Origin of the sequence: Amycolatopsis thermalba (assembly GCF_023376025.1) — a bacterium.
GTDB lineage: Bacteria > Actinomycetota > Actinomycetes > Mycobacteriales > Pseudonocardiaceae > Amycolatopsis_E > Amycolatopsis_E thermalba.
The window spans coordinates 2,950,752-2,967,306 of sequence record NZ_CP091196.1; the positions used below are offsets into that span (position 1 = coordinate 2,950,752).

The window sequence follows — 16,555 nt, forward strand, 5'->3', positions numbered from 1 at the left end:
TTTAAGAGGGGGCTCCGCATGGATTTCGACCCGGCCGCGCTGCGCGCCAAGTACCGCGCCGAACGCGACCGCCGCATCCGGCCCGACGGCGCCGCCCAGTACCGCAGCACCGAGGGCGCCTTCGGGTACTACGCCGACGATCCCTACGCCGACCCCGGATTCACCCGCGAGCCGCTGCACGACACGGTCGAGGCGGTGGTGATCGGCGGCGGCTTCGGCGGCCTGCTCGCCGGTGCCCGGCTGCGTGAGGCCGGGGTGGAGAGCATCCGGGTCGTCGAGAAGGCCGGCGACTTCGGCGGCACGTGGTACTGGAACCGCTATCCGGGCATCCACTGCGACATCGAGTCCTACGTCTACCTCCCGCTGCTGGACGAGCTGGGGTACGTGCCGGAATGGCGGTACGCCCCGGGCGCGGAGATCCTCCGGCACGCGCAGGCGATCGGACGGCACTACGACCTCTACCGCGACGCGTGTTTCCAGACCGGCGTCACGGAGCTGCGGTGGGACGATCCGGAGTGGATCGTGGCCACCGACCGCGGCGACCGGATCCGCGCCCGCTACGTGGTGGTGTCGGGCGGCACCCTGGACCGGCCGAAGCTGCCCGGCATCCCCGGGATCGAGACGTTCACCGGCCACACCTTCCACACCAGCCGGTGGGACTACGGCTACACCGGCGGCGACGCGGACGGTGGCCTGACCGGGCTGGCGGCCAAGCGGGTCGCGCTGATCGGCACGGGCGCGACCGCTCTGCAGGTCGTGCCGCACCTCGGCCGCGACGCCGCACACCTCTACGTCTTCCAGCGCACGCCGTCCTCAGTGGACGTCCGCGCCAACCGGCGGACCGACCCGGAGTGGGCCGCGTCCCTGGAGCCGGGCTGGGCGGCACGCCGCCGGGAGAACTTCCTCCGCGTGATCACCGGATATCCGGTGGCGGAGGACCTGGTGGCCGACTCGTGGACCAGCAGCGCCGGGCTGCTGGGCAACCTCACCCCCACCGCGATGCGCGCGATGACCCCCGAGGAAGAGGAGCTCGCCGACTTCCGCAAGATGACCGAGCTGCGCGCCCGTGTGGACGCGATCGTCGAGGACCCGGCCACGGCCGAAAAGCTCAAGCCCTGGTACCGCTACGCGTGCAAGCGGCCCGGGTTCAGCGACGAGTACCTGCAGACCTTCAACCGTCCCAACGTGACCCTCGTGGACACCGCCGACTTCGGCGGAGTGGAGCGGATCACCGGCAGCGCGCTGGTCGTCGGCGGCGAAGAGTACGAAGTGGACTGCATCATCTTCGCCACCGGGTTCGAGGTCGGCAAATCCGACGTCCTGACCGGGCGGCTGCCGGTCTTCGGCCGGGACGGCCGGTCGCTGCTGGGCAGCTGGCGCACCGGGCCGCGCACGCTGCACGGCTTCTACAGCCACGGGTTCCCGAACCTGTTCCACCTCGGCCCGCTGCACAACGCCAGCTCGGTCAACTTCGTGCACGTCCTGGACGAGCAGGCCACGCACGTCGGCGCGGTGGTCGCCGAGTCCCGCAAGCGCGGCGTGCCGGTCGAACCCACCGCGGCGGCCGAGGAGGCGTGGCTGCGCACGATCGAGCGGACCGCGCCGGACCTGGAGCGGTTCCTCGCCGACTGCACACCCGGTTACTACAACAACGAGGGCAAGCCGCGGAAACGGCAGTCCTTCGGTGAGGGGCCGGTCGCGTTCCACGAGCTGCTGCGCGCGTGGCGCCAGGGGCCGGGCATCGAAGAGGTCCTCGGTGGGTAGCCGGATCGTCCCGCCCGCCCCGATGCGCGGCTCGAACGGGGTCGCGTTCGGGCCGGACGGTCGGCTGTACGTCGCGCAGTTCCTCAGCGGACTGATCAGCGCGGTGGACCTCGCCTCGGGGGAGACCGAGGTGGTGGTGGGCCCCGGCAGCCCGGTGCGCTCGCCGGACGACCTCGCGTTCGGCGCCGACGGGTCGATGTACGTCACCGACCTGGTGCCGGGCCGGGTGTGGCGGCGCGCGCCGGACGGGCGGTACACGCTCGTGTCGGACGACGTGGCGCTGCCCAACGGCATCGCGTGCGCCGGGAACCGGTTGTTCGTCAACGAGATGCGGATGGGCGGCCGGGTGCTGGAGCTGTTCCCCGGCGGCGGGGAGCCGGTGGTGCTCGCGGACGGCCTGGCGATGGGCAACGCGATGCAGCTCGGACCGGACGGGTTCCTGTACTACCCGCACATGGCCACCGGCGAGGTGTTCCGCGTCTCGCCGGACGGCGGGCCGCCGGAGCTGGTGGCCTCCGGCGTGCACGAGCCGGTCGCGGTGCGGTTCGACCGGGGCGGGACCCTGCTGGTGCTGTCGCGGGGCGCGGCCGGGATCGTGACGCGCATCGGGGCGGATCGACGGTCCATTGTGGAGACCGGGATCGCCGGTCTGGACAACGCCGCGTTCGACGACGACAACCGGATGTTCGTGTCCAGCTTCGCCGGCGGCGGAATCGCCGAGGTGCACCCGGACGGCCGCACCCGCCAGATCGTGCCGCCCGGGCTGGCCGGCCCGTTCGGGGTGGCCGTGGATTCGGGCGGCACGGTGTTCACGGGCGACCACTACCGCGTCACGAGCGTGGCCGCGACCGGCGTGACGATGCGGGAGCTGCTGGTGTTCAGCCACGGCATCGTCGCGGACGGGTCACTGCTGCACGTGACGTCGCAGTACGGCGACGTGCGCACCTACGACCCGGCGCTGCGCACGGCGCGGACGCGGGCGGCGGGGCTCGCGCAGCCGATGGGCCTCGCGGCGGCGGACGGAATGCTCGTGGTGGCCGAATCCGCGGCGGGCCGCGTGGTGGCGATCGACGCGGACGACGAGCTGAGCGTGCTCGCCGAGGGCCTGGCACGCCCGGTGGACGTCGCGACGGCCGGCGGCGTGTGGTACGCCAGCGACGAGACGCGGGGCACGGTGGTGCGGCTGCCGGACGCGGTGCCGGTGGCGGAGGGACTCGACGCGCCCCAGGGGATCGCGGTGCGGGATCAGGAGCTGTTCGTGGTCGAGGCCGGCGCGCGACGGCTGACGGCCGTCGGTCTGGGCACGGGGGAGACCCGGGTGGCGGTGGCGGACCTGGCGGTCCTGCCTCCGGCGGGGGAGCCGTTGTTCGCGCACGGGATGCCGGGACTGCCGGGGCGCTTCGCGGGCGTCGCGGTCGCTCCCGATGGCGCGTTGTACGTGGCGGCCAACGGTGAGGGCACCGTCGTGCGGGTGCCGCCCGGTGGGTAGGTTGGGCCCGTGGGGACAGCGGAGGACGAGCCGGACTGGAGCAGGTGGCAGCGGCCCGGGCCGACCGCCCGCCAGCGGCGCCACGACGTCCTGCTGGCCCTGCTGGTCCTGCTGACCTCGGCGGGCATGCTCGTGCTGGTCAACAGTATGGGCGCCTACGTGTTCGAGTCCGCGCCCGCCCTGACCGAACAGCTGCTGTGGACCACGGCGCTCACCCTGCCCCTGGCGCTGCGCCGCCGGTTCCCGCTGGTCGTCCTCGCCGTGGTGGGTGTGGTGTTCATCGCCGCGCAGGTGCGCCGGATCGGCGACGGGTTCATGCCCTCGGTCGCGTTGTTCCTGGCGATCTACAGCGCGGGCGCGTGGTCGCGCAACCGCCGGTGGGCCCGATGGACGCGCATCGGCGTGATCGTCGCGATGTTCACCTGGCTCGCCGTGGGGCTGATCTGGTTCCTCGTCGAGCCCGCGCCGTTCCCCGACGCGCGCGGGCCGCTGGACCCGGTGCTGGCGACCGTGCTCTACCAGGTCGTGTTCAACCTGATGTTCTTCCTGGCGGCCTACTTCTTCGGCGACCTGGCGTGGCGGTCGGCGCGCGGCCGGGCCGAGCTGACCCGCCGCGCGGACCAGCTGCGGGCCTCCCAGGAGGAGAACGCCCGCGGCGCCATCGTCGCCGAACGCATCCGCATCGCCCGCGACCTGCACGACGTCGTGGCCCACCACGTGTCCGTCATGGGCATCCAGGCCTCCGCCGCCCGCCGGGTCCTCGGCACCGACCGGGAGCTGGCCGCCTCGGCCCTGCACACCGTCGAGGAGACCGCGCGCACCGCGATCAGCGAGCTGCGCGGGCTGCTCGGCGTGCTGCGCGCCGATCCCCAGGGCGAACCGGACCCCGCCGCGGACCACGAGGCCTCGCCGGGGCTGGCGGAGCTGCCGCGGCTGGCTGCCGCCACCAGGGCGGCCGGGATCGAGGTGCGCTACGGCGAATACGGGCAGCCGCGCCCGGTCCCGGAGAGCGTCGCGCTCACGGCGTACCGGGTCGTGCAGGAGGCACTGACCAATGTGGTCAAACACGCCCGCGCCCGCAGCGCCGAGGTGCGGGTGCGGTTCCTCGACGCCAGCCTGGAGATCGAGGTCACCGACGACGGGCGGGGCCGCGATGTCACGTCCGAAGGCGGGTTCGGCCTGCTCGGCATGCGGGAGCGGACCGCCGTGCACGGCGGCGAGTTCGAGGCCGGCCCGCGCCGCGACGGCGGGTTCCTGGTCCGCGCGAGCCTGCCCATCCCGGCCGCCGACCGTGAGGAGCTGACGCGACCGTGACCGACACGCTGCGGGTGGTGCTCGCCGACGACCAGGACCTGGTGCGGGCCGGCTTCCGGGTCATCCTCGGGACGGAGCCCGGCATCGAGGTCGTGGGCGAGGCGCGCGACGGCGCCGAGGCCGTCGCGGTCGTCGCGCGCACCGGCCCCGACGTGGTCCTGATGGACGTGCAGATGCCCGGCCTCGACGGGCTGGAAGCCACCCGCCGCATCCTCGGCGACCGGCCCGCCGACGCGGGCGTCAAGGTGGTCATCCTGACCACGTTCGACCGCGAGGACTACCTGTTCGAGGCGCTGCGCGCGGGAGCGAGCGGGTTCCTGCTCAAGAACGCCTCCCCGGAGGACCTCATCGAATCGGTCCGCGTGGTCGCCCGGGGCGACGCCCTGCTCTCCCCGGCCGTGACCCGGCGGGTGATCAGCCGGTTCACCACGCCCGCGCCGGCGACCGGGCACCGCCCGCCCGAGCTGACCGATCGCGAGTTCGAGGTCCTGGTGCTGATGGCGCGCGGCGCGAGCAACGGCGAGATCGCCGCCGAACTGGTCCTCGGCGAGACCACCGTCAAGACGCACGTGTCGCGGATCCTGCGCAAGCTCGGCCTGCGCGACCGCACGTCCGCGGTGGTGTTCGCCTACGAGCACGGCATCGTCGCGCCCGGCACCGCCTGAGCCGGGTCCTCCGCCAGGAGGACCCGCGAATTCGGCCGCCGGCCGGACGACCGGGACGCCGCGCTCGCCTAGCGTTTCCGGACATGTTGACCCTGACGTCCCTGTCCCGGAGCTTCGGCGGGCACCGCGTCCTCGACGACGTGTCCTTCGAGGTCCGCCCCGGGCGCATGACCGGCTTCCTCGGCGCGAACGGCTCGGGCAAGACCACGACCATGCGCATCGTGCTGGGGGTGCTGGCCGCGCACGGCGGCACCGTCGCCTGGTGCGGCCGCCCGATGACCGCCGCGCAGCGCCGGCGGTTCGGGTACATGCCCGAGGAACGCGGGCTCTACCCGAAGATGAAGGTCGCCGAGCAGATCGCCTGGCTCGGCCGCATGCACGGGCTCGGCGACACCGCGGCCCGCAACGCCACCGCCAAGCTGCTGGAGCAGCTGGAACTGGCCGACCGGGCCGGCGACCGGCTCGAGGAGCTGTCCCTGGGCAACCAGCAGCGGGCCCAGGTCGCGGCCGCCCTCGTGCACGAGCCGGACATGCTGATCCTGGACGAGCCGTTCTCCGGGCTGGACCCGCTCGCCGTCGACATCGTGCTGGGCGTGCTGCGGGAGCGGGCCGCCGCCGGGGTGCCGGTGTTGTTCTCCAGCCACCAGCTCGCGCTCGTCGAGCGCCTGTGCGACGACGTGGTGATCATCTCCGGCGGGGCGATCAAGGCGAGCGGAACCCGCGACGAGCTGTACGCCCGGTACGGGACGGCGCGGTTCGAACTCGTCGTCGCCGGGGACGCCGGATGGGTGCGCGACGAGCCGGGCATCGACGTCGTCGAGGTCGACGGCCCGCGGGCGGTGTTCGACCTGACCGGCGACGCCGGTGGGGAGCAGCGGGTGCTCGCCTCGGCGTTGCGGCGCGGGGAAGTGCGCGGTTTCGTGCCGGTCGTGCCCTCGCTCGAGGAGATCTTCAAGGAGGCCGTGTGATGACGTCCGTGACCGACCGCGCCTCGTTCTGGGTGCAGACCCGGCTGGTTGCCGAGCGCGAGATCGCCATGTTCCTGCGGTCCAAGGGGTTCTGGATCGGGCTCGTCGTGACCGTGGCCGGGCTGTTCGCGGCGGCCGTGCTGCCGTCGGTGTTCGCGGGCGGCCCGCCGTCCGTGGCGGCCGTGGGACCGGCCGCGGTGCAGTCGGTGTCCGGTGCCGGCCTGGACGTCCGGGAGGTCGCCGACGTCGCCGCCGCCCGCGACCTGGTGCGCACCGGGGACGTCGATGCCGCGATCCTGACCGACGCCGGCGGGATTCGCGTGCTCGGGCTGTCCAGTCCGCCGGACGACGTGGTGCAGGCGCTGAGCGCCGCGCCACCGGTGGAGCTGCTCGAACCCGGTGCCGTGGGGCAGGGCGCGCAGCAGCTCGTGATCCTGGTGTTCGCGCTGGTGTTCCTCATGATCGGCCTGGGCGGCATGGCGATCGCGCAGAGCACGGTCACCGAGAAGCAAACGCGGATCGTGGAGATCCTCGTGGTGACCGCGCCGGTGCGGGCGCTGCTGGCCGGGAAGGTCCTGGGGCACACCGCGCTCGCGGTGGGACAGCTCGTGGTGCTCGCCGTCGCCGCGCCGGCCGCGATGTCGCTGGGCGGTCAGACGGCGCTGCTCGGGGTCGTCGCGCCCGCGCTGGGCTGGTTCGTGCCGTTCGTGTGCGTGGGTTTCGTGTTGCTGGCGGGGATGTGGGCGGTCGCCGGGGCGGTGGTGAGCAGGCAGGAGGACCTCGGATCCAGCATCGGCCTGGTCATGCTGCTGGTCATGGGGCCCTACTTCATGGTGATGGTGTTCTCGGACAACGCCGCGGTGATGGCGGTCCTGTCCTACGTGCCGTTCTCCGCCGCCGTCGCGATGCCGGTCCGCATGTTCACCGGCGACGCGCACACCTGGCAGGCGCTGCTCTCCCTGGGGGTGCTGTGCGCGTCGGTGGTGCTGGTGGTGCTGCTGGCCGCCCGCCTGTACTCGGGCGCGCTGCTGCAGATGGGCGGCAAGGTGGCGCTGCGCCGGGCGTGGCGCAGCGCCACCTGACTCACTTCGACTGCGGCAGCGTGACCCTGCCCCGGCGGGCGCGGGGCGCCGACGGCGGCGGCACGACCGGGCCGATGTCGCCGTCGGGCGCCTCGTCCAGGTCGACGATCACCGGGGCGTGGTCGCTGGGACCGGTGCCCTTGCGCGCGTGGCGGTCCACCCACGCCGCCGCGACGCGCCCGGCGACCGGGGCCGAGGTCAGCACCAGGTCGATGCGCATGCCGAGGTCCTGGTGGAACATCCCGGCGCGGTAGTCCCAGTAGGTGAAGACCCGCTCGGAGGGCCAGCGGTCGCGGACGACGTCCCGCAGGCCGAGATCGGTCAGCGCGGCCAGCGCGGCGCGCTCGGGCTGCGTGACGTGCGTGTGGCCCTCGTAGGCGGCGGGGTCGAACACGTCGGCGTCGGTGGGGGCGATGTTCATGTCGCCGCAGAGCATGGTGGCGTCCGGGCCGCCCGCGACGACGTCGCGCAGCGCGGCGAGCCAGGCCAGCTTGTACTGGTAGTGGTCGGAGCCCGGGGTGCGGCCGTTGGGCACGTACAGCGAGTGGATCCGCACGCCGCCGCAGGTCGCGGCCACCGCGCGGGCCTCCGGGTGCGGGAAGCCCGGCGCGCCCGCCACGCCGGTGACGACGTCCGCCAGACCGACCTTGGACAGGATCGCCACACCGTTCCAGCGCGGTTCACCGGCCAGGGCGGTCTCGTAGCCGCGGGCGGCGAGCTCGTCGCCGAGCAGGTCGCGGAAGGCGTCGTCGGACAGCTTCGTCTCCTGCAGGCACACCACGTCCGGCTGCCGCTGGTCCAGCCACGGCAGCAGCCTCGGCACCCGCTGCTTCACGGAGTTCACGTTCCAGGTCGCCACACGCACGGTGTCCACGCTAGTGCGGATCGGCCCGCGCCGCGTCCCGCAAGAGAGGACGCGTCAGACGGTTTCCCGGCCGGGGCGGCCCGAGGCGGCCGCCCCGGTTCAGCCGTCCACGAGCAGGCCGCGCAGGGGGCCCTGCAGCCGTTCCGCGCGGCGGGACACCCCGGGGAGCAGCACGAGCCGGTGCGTGCGCGGTTCGCCACGGCGTTCCCGCTCGGCCTGGTCCTCGGCGATCGGGCGCCACAGGGTGTCGACGACGTGCGCCGGGTCGGTGTCCAGCTCCGGCGCGGGGCGTCTCAGGTGCTCGGCCCACAGGCGCAGGCGCGTGGCCCGGATCAGGTCGCGGTCGTCGGTCGCGACGTTGACCTCGGTGTCGTTGAACAGGGAGTGCTCGTTGAGGTTGGCCGAGCCGATCGTCATCCACTCGTCGTCGACGATGCCCAATTTGGCGTGCACGTACACCGGCGCGGCGGAGTCGCCGTCGTGGCTGCTGATCGTGGTGGCCAGCAGGCGGCGGTTGCCGTCGTCGGCGTCCAGCAGCCGGCCGAGCTGGCCGCGGGTGGTGTCCGCGCCGTTGCTCGGTTTGCGCGGCAGCAGCAGGACCACGCGGAAGTCGTCGTCCGGCGGGTGGCACAGCTTGTCGATCAGCACCTCGGCGATCTCCGGTGACCAGAGGAACTGGTTCTCCAGGTACACCAGCCGCCGGGCCGAGCGCAGGGCGCGCAGGTAGGCGTCGAGGATGGTGAACTCGCCCCGCGGGGCGAAGGCGTAGGTCTTGTCCGGCACCGTGCGCAGCAGTTGCACGTTGCTGGTGCCGGCCGGCTCCGGCACCGCGGGACGGGGCAGGTCCTCGCCCGCCACCTCGGTCCACCGCTGCCGGAAGTGCTCGGCCACGTCGGCGACGACCGGTCCGCGCAGGCGGGTCATCAGGTCGTGCCAGCCGATCGGCCGGTCCGGCGGGTGTTCGGGGCTGTCGTGGCGATCGCCCTCCAGCGCGGTGAAGTCCACCCCGCCGACGAAGGCGACCTCGTCGTCGACGACGACGAGTTTCTCGTGGTGGCAGTGCATCGTCCGTTCGCGCCCGTCGAGAACGCACCGGACGGCGGTGTTTTCGGTGAACTTGCGCCGCTCCGCGCGGACGAGCCCGCGGGTGGGCTGGAAGGCGGGCACCGGCGGACCGGCCCACACGAGCAGCCGCACGTCGACGCCGCGCTGGGCGGTCGAGGCGAGCAGGTCGCGCAGGGTCGGCGCGTCCGGTTCGCGGGTGAGGCGGAAGTCCGGGCTGGCGTGCCAGTTGGCGATGTGGACGTGGGACTTCGCGCCGCGGATCGCGGCGGCGATGGCGGGCAACGCTTCTTCCCCGTCGACCAGCACCTCCAGGCGGTTGCCGTGCCGGATGGCGGCGCGCCCGCCGAAGCGGTCCTCGGCGCCGGTGGGTTCGAGGACCTCCCCCAGCCGAGCCGGCGCAGGCGGCGTTCGTGGTGGGAGCAGAGCGCGTGTTCCAACCCGTCGCCGAGCCGTTCGTCCACCTTGTCCAGGAGCGAGCGGAACGTCTTCATTCCTCCCATGTCACTACAGATCGGGCCACTCCGCCGGGCAAGATGGGCGGATGACCGAGTGGCGGCGGCAACGCGAGGCGCTGCGCGGCTGGGAAGGACGGTGGTCCGCGGACTTCGCCGAGCGCGGCCACGCGGTGACGATCGAGGTCGAACCCGGTGCGGAGCCCCCCACCGGCGCGCGGTGGCAGCGCGCGGACACCGGTGCGATCCAGCAGGAGATCCGGTTCGTGCCACCCGGCCCGGCGAGCCCGGTCCTGGGAGCGGGACCGGCGGCAACGGCACTGGCTCTCGGAGGTGGACCTGGCCGACCACGCGATCGCCGTGCTGACCGCCCTTCTCCGTCGACCGCTGGCCTCCTGTCAAGCCCTCCGCGGCGACGAGATGAAGTTCACGCCCCATACCTAGCGCTCGTTCAGTCGCGTTATCGTCGCCCCTACCCAGGGACACCGGAAGGGGCTGACGCAATGGTGCGCACGCGGTTCTGCGACGTCTTCGGGGTCGAGTACCCGATCGTGCAGGGCGGGATGCAGTGGGTGGGCCGCGCGGAGCTGACCTCGGCCGTGGCGAACGCCGGCGGGCTCGGCTTCCTCACCGCGCTGACGCAGCCCACGCCCGAGGATCTGGCGAAGGAGATCGCCCGGTGCCGGGAGATGACCGACAAACCCTTCGGCGTCAACCTGACCATCCTGCCCGCCATCAACCCGCCACCGTACGCCGAGTACCGCGATGTCATCGTCGAGTCCGGGATACCGGTGGTGGAGACCGCGGGCTTCAACCCGGCCGAGCACCTGCCGGCCTTCCGCGCGGGCGGGGTCAAGGTGCTGCACAAGTGCACCAGCGTCCGGCACGCCGTGAAGGCCCAGGAACTCGGCGTGGACGGCATCTCCATCGACGGCTTCGAGTGCGCCGGGCACCCGGGCGAGGACGACATCCCCGGCCTGGTCCTGATCCCGGCCGCCGCGGAGAAGATCACCATCCCGATGATCGCCTCCGGCGGGTTCGGCGACGCCCGCGGGCTGGTCGCCGCGCTGGCGCTGGGCGCGGACGGCATCAACATGGGCACCCGTTTCCTCGCCACGGCCGAAGCCCCGGTGCACGACAACGTCAAGAAGCGGCTCGTCGCCAACAGCGAGCGGGACACCGAGCTGATCTTCCGCCCGCTGCGCAACACCGCCCGCGTCGCCCGCAACTCGATCTCCACCGAGGTCGTCTCGATCCTGAACCGGGGTGGGAAGTTCGAGGGCGTGCGCGATCTGGTCGCCGGCGCCCGCGGCCGCCGCGTGTTCGAAGACGGCGACCTCGAACTGGGCATCTGGTCGGCGGGCATGGTGCAGGGCATCATCGACGACGTGCCCACCGTGGCCGAGCTGATCGAGCGCATCGTCACCGAGGCCCGCGACCTCATCGGACGGCTCGCGAGCGTCCTGAACTGACCGTCGCCACCGGGCGACTGGTCGCGCCGCCGATCATGCCCGGGTGGGACGGGTTCAGCGTCCGGTCCTGGTTGCGCGACCACTACGACGCCCCGGTCTGGGGCGACAACGACGCGAACCTGATGGCGTTCGGCGAGTGGACCAAGGGCGAGCCGCGGGACGGCCGGGACCTGCTGTTCCTCAAGGTGGGCACGGGGGTCGGCGCCGGGCTGATCGTGCGCGGCCGGGTGCTGCGCGGCCGGCAGGGCGCGGCCGGCGACATCGGGCACATCCACGTCACCGACGACCCCGCCGCCGGGTGCCGGTGCGGCCGCACCGGGTGCCTGGAAGCCGTCGCCAGCGGGTGGGCCATCCTCCGCCGGGCCACGGAGCGCGCGGCGGACAGTCCGGTGTTGTCGGCGGTGCTGCGGGAACGCGGCGAGATCAAGGGCGGCGATCTCGGCGAGGCGGTGCGGGCGGGAGATCCGCTGGCGGTCCGGCTGGTCGACGAGGCGTCCGAGGTGATCGCCGGGGTGACCGCGAACCTGCTGAACTTCTGCAACCCCGCCGTGCTCGTGGTGGGCGGCGGCGTGCTGCGCACCGGGACGCGGTTCCTGGACCAGTTGTCGCGCACGGTGCTCCAGCGGTGCACCGATCTGGTGCGGCGTGACCTGACCATCCGGGCCGCGTCACCGGACCACCTCGAAGGCGTCACCGGCGCCGGTCTGCTGGCCGCGGAGAACCTGCTCGCCCCGCCCGCGCTCAGCCGGTGGATCGACCGGGGCACCCCGCTCGGGCAGGCCGCTCTGCTCCAGCGGTTCTCGGCCGACCTGGCCTGACCGCCCGTCCCGGCCCGGCGGCACGAGCGCGCGCCCGGCCTCGCCGAACACCTCGCGCATCCAGCGGTGCTCCGGGTCGTCCTCGTGCATCGGGTGCCACCACAGCGCCTCCACCAGCGGAACCGGTTCGAACGGGCACGGCAGCACCCGCACCCCGTCCACACCGGACAGCCGCGCGGCGAGGTGCCCCTGGATCAGGCCGATCCGCTCCGTGCCGGCGACCAGGTGGGGCAGCGCGAGGAAGCTCTCCACCACGGCGGTCACCCGCGGCTCGATCCCGAGCGCCTGCAGCTGCCGCGCGACCGTGGTGAACGCCGTCGCCGACAGGTAGGTGAACACCCACGGCAGCTTCCGCAGGTCGTCCATCGTCAGGACGTCGCCGACCCGCTCGTTGCCCGTCGCGACGACGCAGCACCACGTGTCGGAGAACAGGTCGGCGTGCGGGGTGCCGTGCAGGAACCCGTGCGGCAACAGCACCGCGTCGGCCCCGCGCAGGCTCTCCGGCGCCTGGTCCACAACGGACGGTGTGGTGGGCTCGAACCGCAACCGCATCCCCGGCGCGCGCTCGTCCAGGATCGCGCCGACCGCGCCGCCCAGGACGGCCATCACGTAGTCCGACGCCAGGATCCGGAACTCCCGTCCGGAGGTGGCCGGGTCGAAGCCCGGGTGACGGCTGAACGCCTGCCGGACCCCGGTCAGCGCGGCCTCGGCGCGCGGGCGCAGCTGCGCGGCCAGCGGAGTCAGCTCGTAGGCGTTGCCGTTGCGGACCAGCAGCTGGTCGCCGAAGTGCCGGCGCAGCCGGGCGAGCGAGGAGCTGAGCGCGGGCTGGCTGAGCCCCAGCCGCCCGGCGGCGCGCGTGACGCTCTTCTCGCGCAGCAGCGCGTCGAGCGGGACGAGGAGGTTCAGGTCCAGGTTCGTGAGGTTCACGGTCTCCCTCTCCGTTCGCCGTTGACTCGGGGACGCGGAGCAGTCTAACCTCAAATCAGAATCATCATGTTAAATTTATTTCTGATCGACCACTGGAGGTCGCCGTGCACTTCTCCGCGTTCCTGACCACCCGGTCCTCCGGTCCCGCCGACGACCGGCCCGTCATCAGGGCGATGGTCGACCACGCGGTGGAGGCCGAGCGGCTCGGTTTCGACGCCGTCTTCCTGCCCGACCACCACTTCACCGGCTACGCGCCGCCGGCCAGCGACCCGATGATGTTCGCGGCCTACCTCGCCGCGAAGCTGCCCCGGTTGCACTTCGGGTTCTCCGTGCAGACCATCCCGCTGCACCACCCGGTGCGCTTCGCCGAACGGCTCAACCTCATCGACCAGCTCACCGACGGCAAGGTCCTCGTCGGCACCGGCAGCGGGACCACGCCCGAGGAGATGATCGGCCTGGGGATCAACTACCGGGACACGGCCGGACTGTCGGTGTCCAATCTGGAGATCGTGGAACGCCTGTGGGCCAAGCAGATCTCCGATCCGCCGGTCGAGTTCGACAACGGGCACTACCGCGGCTCAATCGTCTCCCGGATCGTGCCCGCCCCCTGTTCCCCGGAGGGCCCGCGGCTGATGTCGGTCGCGGCCCGCCCGTCGAGCACGCAGCGCGCCGCGGACAAGGCGCAGCCCGCGTTCATCCTGGCCTTCACCCCGCCGACCATCGACGACGGACGGCCGCTGGAGCACCTGCGCCGCTACTTCCAGGCCTACCGCGAGGCGCTGGAGGCGGCCGGGCACGACGAGGCACGCGTGGCCCGTGCCCTGGACTGGACCACCCACACCTACCAGCACGTGCACGTCGCCGAGACCGACGAGCAGGCCGAGGAGGAGCTGCAGCTGCTCATGGAGCAGTACCAGGAGGCCATCGAGCGCGAGCACGTGGCGAACCTGGCCGCGGAGCGGATCACCGGCGTGACCATGCCTCCGCCGCCGGACGCCCGCAAACCCGGCTATCAGCGCACCTGGTGCCTGTGGGGCAGCCCGGAGACCGTCACCGAGCACCTGCGTGAGATCGCGGGCATCGGCATCGGCAACGTGCTCGGCGGGTTCCTCGGCGGCCCGCTGACCCCGGAGCGGGTCGCCCTCGGCCGCCGGTCGATGGAGCTGTTCGCCACCCGCGTCATGCCGCACTTCCGGACGGCGGCGTGACCGGCGCCCTGGATCCGGCGCGCCGGGCGGCCCTGACGGCGGGGGAGACCGGGTACCGCACCCCGGCCGAGCCCGCCGCCGGGCTGCGGCCGATGTACCTGGTGGACGGTCCGCTCGGCCTGGTCAGCCCCACTTTCGACGAGCGCGAGACGTCGCTGCTGCTGCCGAGCGGGATCGCGCTGGGCGCCACCTGGGACCCGGACGTCGTGCGGTCGGTCGCGGCCGCCGAGGGGGCGGAGGCCCGCCGCCGCGGCTTCGACGCGGTCTACGCCCCCAACCTCAACCTGGCCCGCACCGGGTTGTCCGGGCGGACGTTCGAGATGCTGTCGGAGGACCCGCTGCTCGCCGGGGTGCTGGGCGCGGCGTTCGTCGAGGGCCTGCAGGGGCAGGGCGTCGCCGCGGTGCCGAAGCACCTGGTGTGCAACGACACCGAGACCGAGCGGCAGCGGATGAGCGCCGATGTCGACGACACGGCCCTGCGCGAGGTGTACCTGCGGCCGTTCGAGCTCGCCGTGCGCGCGGGGGCCTGGGCGCTGATGACCGCCTACAACCGTCTCAACGGGACGCCGTGCGCGGCGCACACCGAGCTGCTGGCGATCGTCAAGGGCGAATGGGGGTTCGACGGGCTGGTGATCTCCGACTACTTCGCCCTGCACGAAACCCTCGGGCCCGCGCTCGCCGGGCTCGACCTCGAGATGCCCGGCCCGGCGATCCACTTCGGAGCCCGCTTGGCGGAGGCCGTCGAGCGTGGGGAAGTGCCGCAGGCGCGTGTCGACGACGCCGTGACCCGGTTGCTGCGGCTCGCCGGGCGGGTGGGCGCGCTCGAGGGCAGCGAGCGGCAGGTCAGCGCTCCGGCCGTGCCCGCGGGCCGCGCACATGAGGTGCTGGTGGAGGCGGCCGTGGCGGCGTTCGTCCTGTGCCGCAACGAGGACGTGCTCCCGCTGGACCCGGCGGTCCGGCGGCTCGCGGTGATCGGGCCGAACGCCGACCGGCCGTGCTTCCAGGGCGCGACGTTCGGCCGCATCCGTCCCGGCGGGGGTGTCACCACGCCGGTGGAGGCGGTGCGCAAGCGCTTTCCCGGCGAGGTGGTGCACGAGCGCGGGGTGGACGGGGTGCCACCCGCGCCGCTGGGCGGGTTCGCCGTGTCCACTCCGGACGGACGGCCGGGTGTGCTGCTGGAGCACTTCCGGGGTGGGGAGCTGGTGCTGTCCGAGGTGCGTGCGGACAGCACGTTCATCTGGTTCGGTGACGTGCCGGGCGCCGGGCCGACCACCGAACCGGGGACGCTGCGGCTGACCGCGGTGTTCACGCCTCCCGTCGAGGGGCGGTGGACCTTCGGGGCGGGTGGTTCCGGCGCCACCACGCTGTCGGTCGGCGGGACGGTGCTGGCGTCGCAGCCGGCCCCCGCCCCGGGTGATGTGATGGGGCAGGTCGCGCGCGCGGAGACCACCGGCGCCGGCATCGAGCTGCGGGCCGGGGAACCGGTGACCGTGGTCGCCGAGATGGTCTCGGCGGGCAGCCGGGTGCAGGCGCTGACAGTGTCCTGCACGCCGCCCTCGGCGCCCGGGGCGCTGGAGCGGGCGCGGCGGCTGGCGGCGGAGGCCGACGCGGTGGTCCTCGTGGTCGGGGACGAGCTGGAAACCTCGCGGGAGAGCCGGGATCTGGCCTCCTCGGCGCTGCCTGCCGCGCATCGGGAGCTGATCCGCGAGGTCGGCCGGGTCAACCCGCGGACCGTGGTGGTCGTGAACGCGGGCCGGCCGGTGGACGCGCCGTGGGCCGGGGACGTCGGCGCGGTGCTGCAGGGCTGGTTCGCCGGGCAGGGCTTCGGGGAAGCGCTCGCGCGGGTCCTCGCGGGCGACGACGAGCCCGGCGGGCGGATGCCGGTGACGGTCCCGCTGCGCGACGAGGACCGGTCCACGCACGGGGAGGTGCTGGACGCGGACCTGCGCCGGGACTACACCGCCGCCGAGCCGACGGGCTACCGGCACCTCGCGCGCAGCGGCACGCGGGCGCGGTTCGCGTTCGGCTCCGGGCTCGGTTACACGACGTTCCGCTTCGGTCCCGCGGCGGTGGACCGAGCCGGGGTGCGGGTGCCGGTGACCAACACGGGACCGCGGCGGGGGCGCGAGGTGGTGCAGGTCTACGTCCGGGCACCAGGAGAGGAGGATGCGCGACTGGCGGGATTCACCGGCGTGCGGCTGGACCCGGACGAGACGGCGGAGGTGACGGTCCCCCTGGACGAGCGAACGTGGCACCGCTGGCGCGAGGGCCGGTGGGTGGTGCCGCCCGGGGTGCACGAGGTGCTGGTGGCACGATCCGCAGAGGAGATCACCCAGGTCCTGCACCGCGAGTGGTGACCCGGTGGTGGCGGCGCGAGGGCCGGTGGGTGGTGCCGCCCGGGATGCACGAGGTGCTGGTGGCACGATCCGCAGAGGAGATCACCCAGGTGCTGCACCGCGAGTGGTG

12 protein-coding genes and 1 pseudogene are annotated in these 16,555 nt (G+C 73.4%); 10 read left to right on the top strand and 3 right to left on the bottom strand.

Annotated features, from left to right (window positions below; genetic code table 11):
• Positions 1 to 18 precede the first annotated feature (18 nt).
• From L1857_RS14235 to L1857_RS14260, 6 genes are all read left to right on the top strand, one after another.
• Positions 19 to 1,764 carry a flavin-containing monooxygenase gene (locus L1857_RS14235; protein WP_116109555.1) on the top strand — a complete coding sequence of 582 codons (1,746 nt, stop codon included), beginning with the start codon at positions 19 to 21 and terminating at the stop codon, positions 1,762 to 1,764.
• A complete protein-coding gene (locus L1857_RS14240; RefSeq protein WP_249465287.1) occupies positions 1,757 to 3,253 on the top strand; it encodes an NHL repeat-containing protein in 1,497 nt (498 codons plus the stop codon). The genes L1857_RS14235 and L1857_RS14240 overlap by 8 nt, the downstream gene beginning before the upstream one ends.
• A gap of 9 nt (positions 3,254 to 3,262) precedes the next feature.
• Positions 3,263 to 4,567: a sensor histidine kinase gene (locus L1857_RS14245; protein WP_233157218.1), complete on the top strand. Its 1,305-nt coding sequence runs from the start codon at positions 3,263 to 3,265 to the stop codon at positions 4,565 to 4,567.
• Positions 4,564 to 5,232: a response regulator gene (locus L1857_RS14250; protein WP_094005119.1), complete on the top strand. Its 669-nt coding sequence runs from the start codon at positions 4,564 to 4,566 to the stop codon at positions 5,230 to 5,232. Before L1857_RS14245 ends, L1857_RS14250 begins: the two co-directional genes overlap by 4 nt.
• An 83-nt stretch (positions 5,233 to 5,315) precedes the next feature.
• A complete protein-coding gene (locus tag L1857_RS14255) occupies positions 5,316 to 6,200 on the top strand; it encodes an ABC transporter ATP-binding protein (RefSeq protein ID WP_116109553.1) in 885 nt (294 codons plus the stop codon).
• Positions 6,200 to 7,282, top strand: coding sequence for an ABC transporter permease (locus tag L1857_RS14260; protein WP_249465289.1), 1,083 nt, complete (start codon positions 6,200 to 6,202; stop codon positions 7,280 to 7,282). The genes L1857_RS14255 and L1857_RS14260 overlap by 1 nt, the downstream gene beginning before the upstream one ends.
• Before the next feature lies 1 nt (position 7,283).
• Here L1857_RS14260 and L1857_RS14265 read toward each other — a convergent pair whose 3' ends face one another.
• The gene (locus tag L1857_RS14265) at positions 7,284 to 8,156 is read right to left on the bottom strand and encodes an exodeoxyribonuclease III (RefSeq protein ID WP_116109551.1); all 873 of its coding nucleotides are present in this window, start codon (positions 8,154 to 8,156) and stop codon (positions 7,284 to 7,286) included.
• A 90-nt stretch (positions 8,157 to 8,246) separates the two neighbouring features.
• Positions 8,247 to 9,518, bottom strand: coding sequence for a phospholipase D-like domain-containing protein (locus L1857_RS14270; protein ID WP_249465293.1), 1,272 nt, complete (start codon positions 9,516 to 9,518; stop codon positions 8,247 to 8,249).
• Positions 9,519 to 10,167: 649 nt separating this feature from the next.
• Between L1857_RS14270 and L1857_RS14275 the strand changes: the two genes are divergently transcribed.
• Both L1857_RS14275 and L1857_RS14280 read left to right on the top strand, forming a co-directional pair.
• Positions 10,168 to 11,136, top strand: a complete 969-nt coding sequence (locus tag L1857_RS14275) for an NAD(P)H-dependent flavin oxidoreductase (RefSeq protein ID WP_249465295.1) — start codon at positions 10,168 to 10,170, stop codon at positions 11,134 to 11,136.
• Positions 11,137 to 11,171: 35 nt separating this feature from the next.
• Positions 11,172 to 11,795 (top strand): annotated as a pseudogene (locus L1857_RS14280) (ROK family protein); the annotation flags it as partial.
• Between the two features lie 9 nt (positions 11,796 to 11,804).
• Here the strand turns inward: L1857_RS14280 and L1857_RS14285 are convergent.
• Entirely contained in the window at positions 11,805 to 12,881 is a 1,077-nt protein-coding gene (locus L1857_RS14285) for a LysR family transcriptional regulator (protein ID WP_249465297.1), read from the bottom strand.
• A 104-nt stretch (positions 12,882 to 12,985) separates the two neighbouring features.
• On the opposite strand from L1857_RS14285, the gene L1857_RS14290 reads away from it, so the two are divergent.
• Together L1857_RS14290 and L1857_RS14295 are read left to right on the top strand one after the other, a co-directional pair.
• Complete coding sequence (locus L1857_RS14290; protein ID WP_116109547.1) at positions 12,986 to 14,089, top strand: LLM class flavin-dependent oxidoreductase; 1,104 nt, start codon at positions 12,986 to 12,988, stop codon at positions 14,087 to 14,089.
• Positions 14,086 to 16,446 (top strand): beta-glucosidase, encoded by a 2,361-nt coding sequence (locus tag L1857_RS14295; protein WP_249465301.1) that lies wholly within the window; start codon positions 14,086 to 14,088, stop codon positions 16,444 to 16,446. Before L1857_RS14290 ends, L1857_RS14295 begins: the two co-directional genes overlap by 4 nt.
• The last annotated feature ends 109 nt before the right edge of the window (positions 16,447 to 16,555 follow it).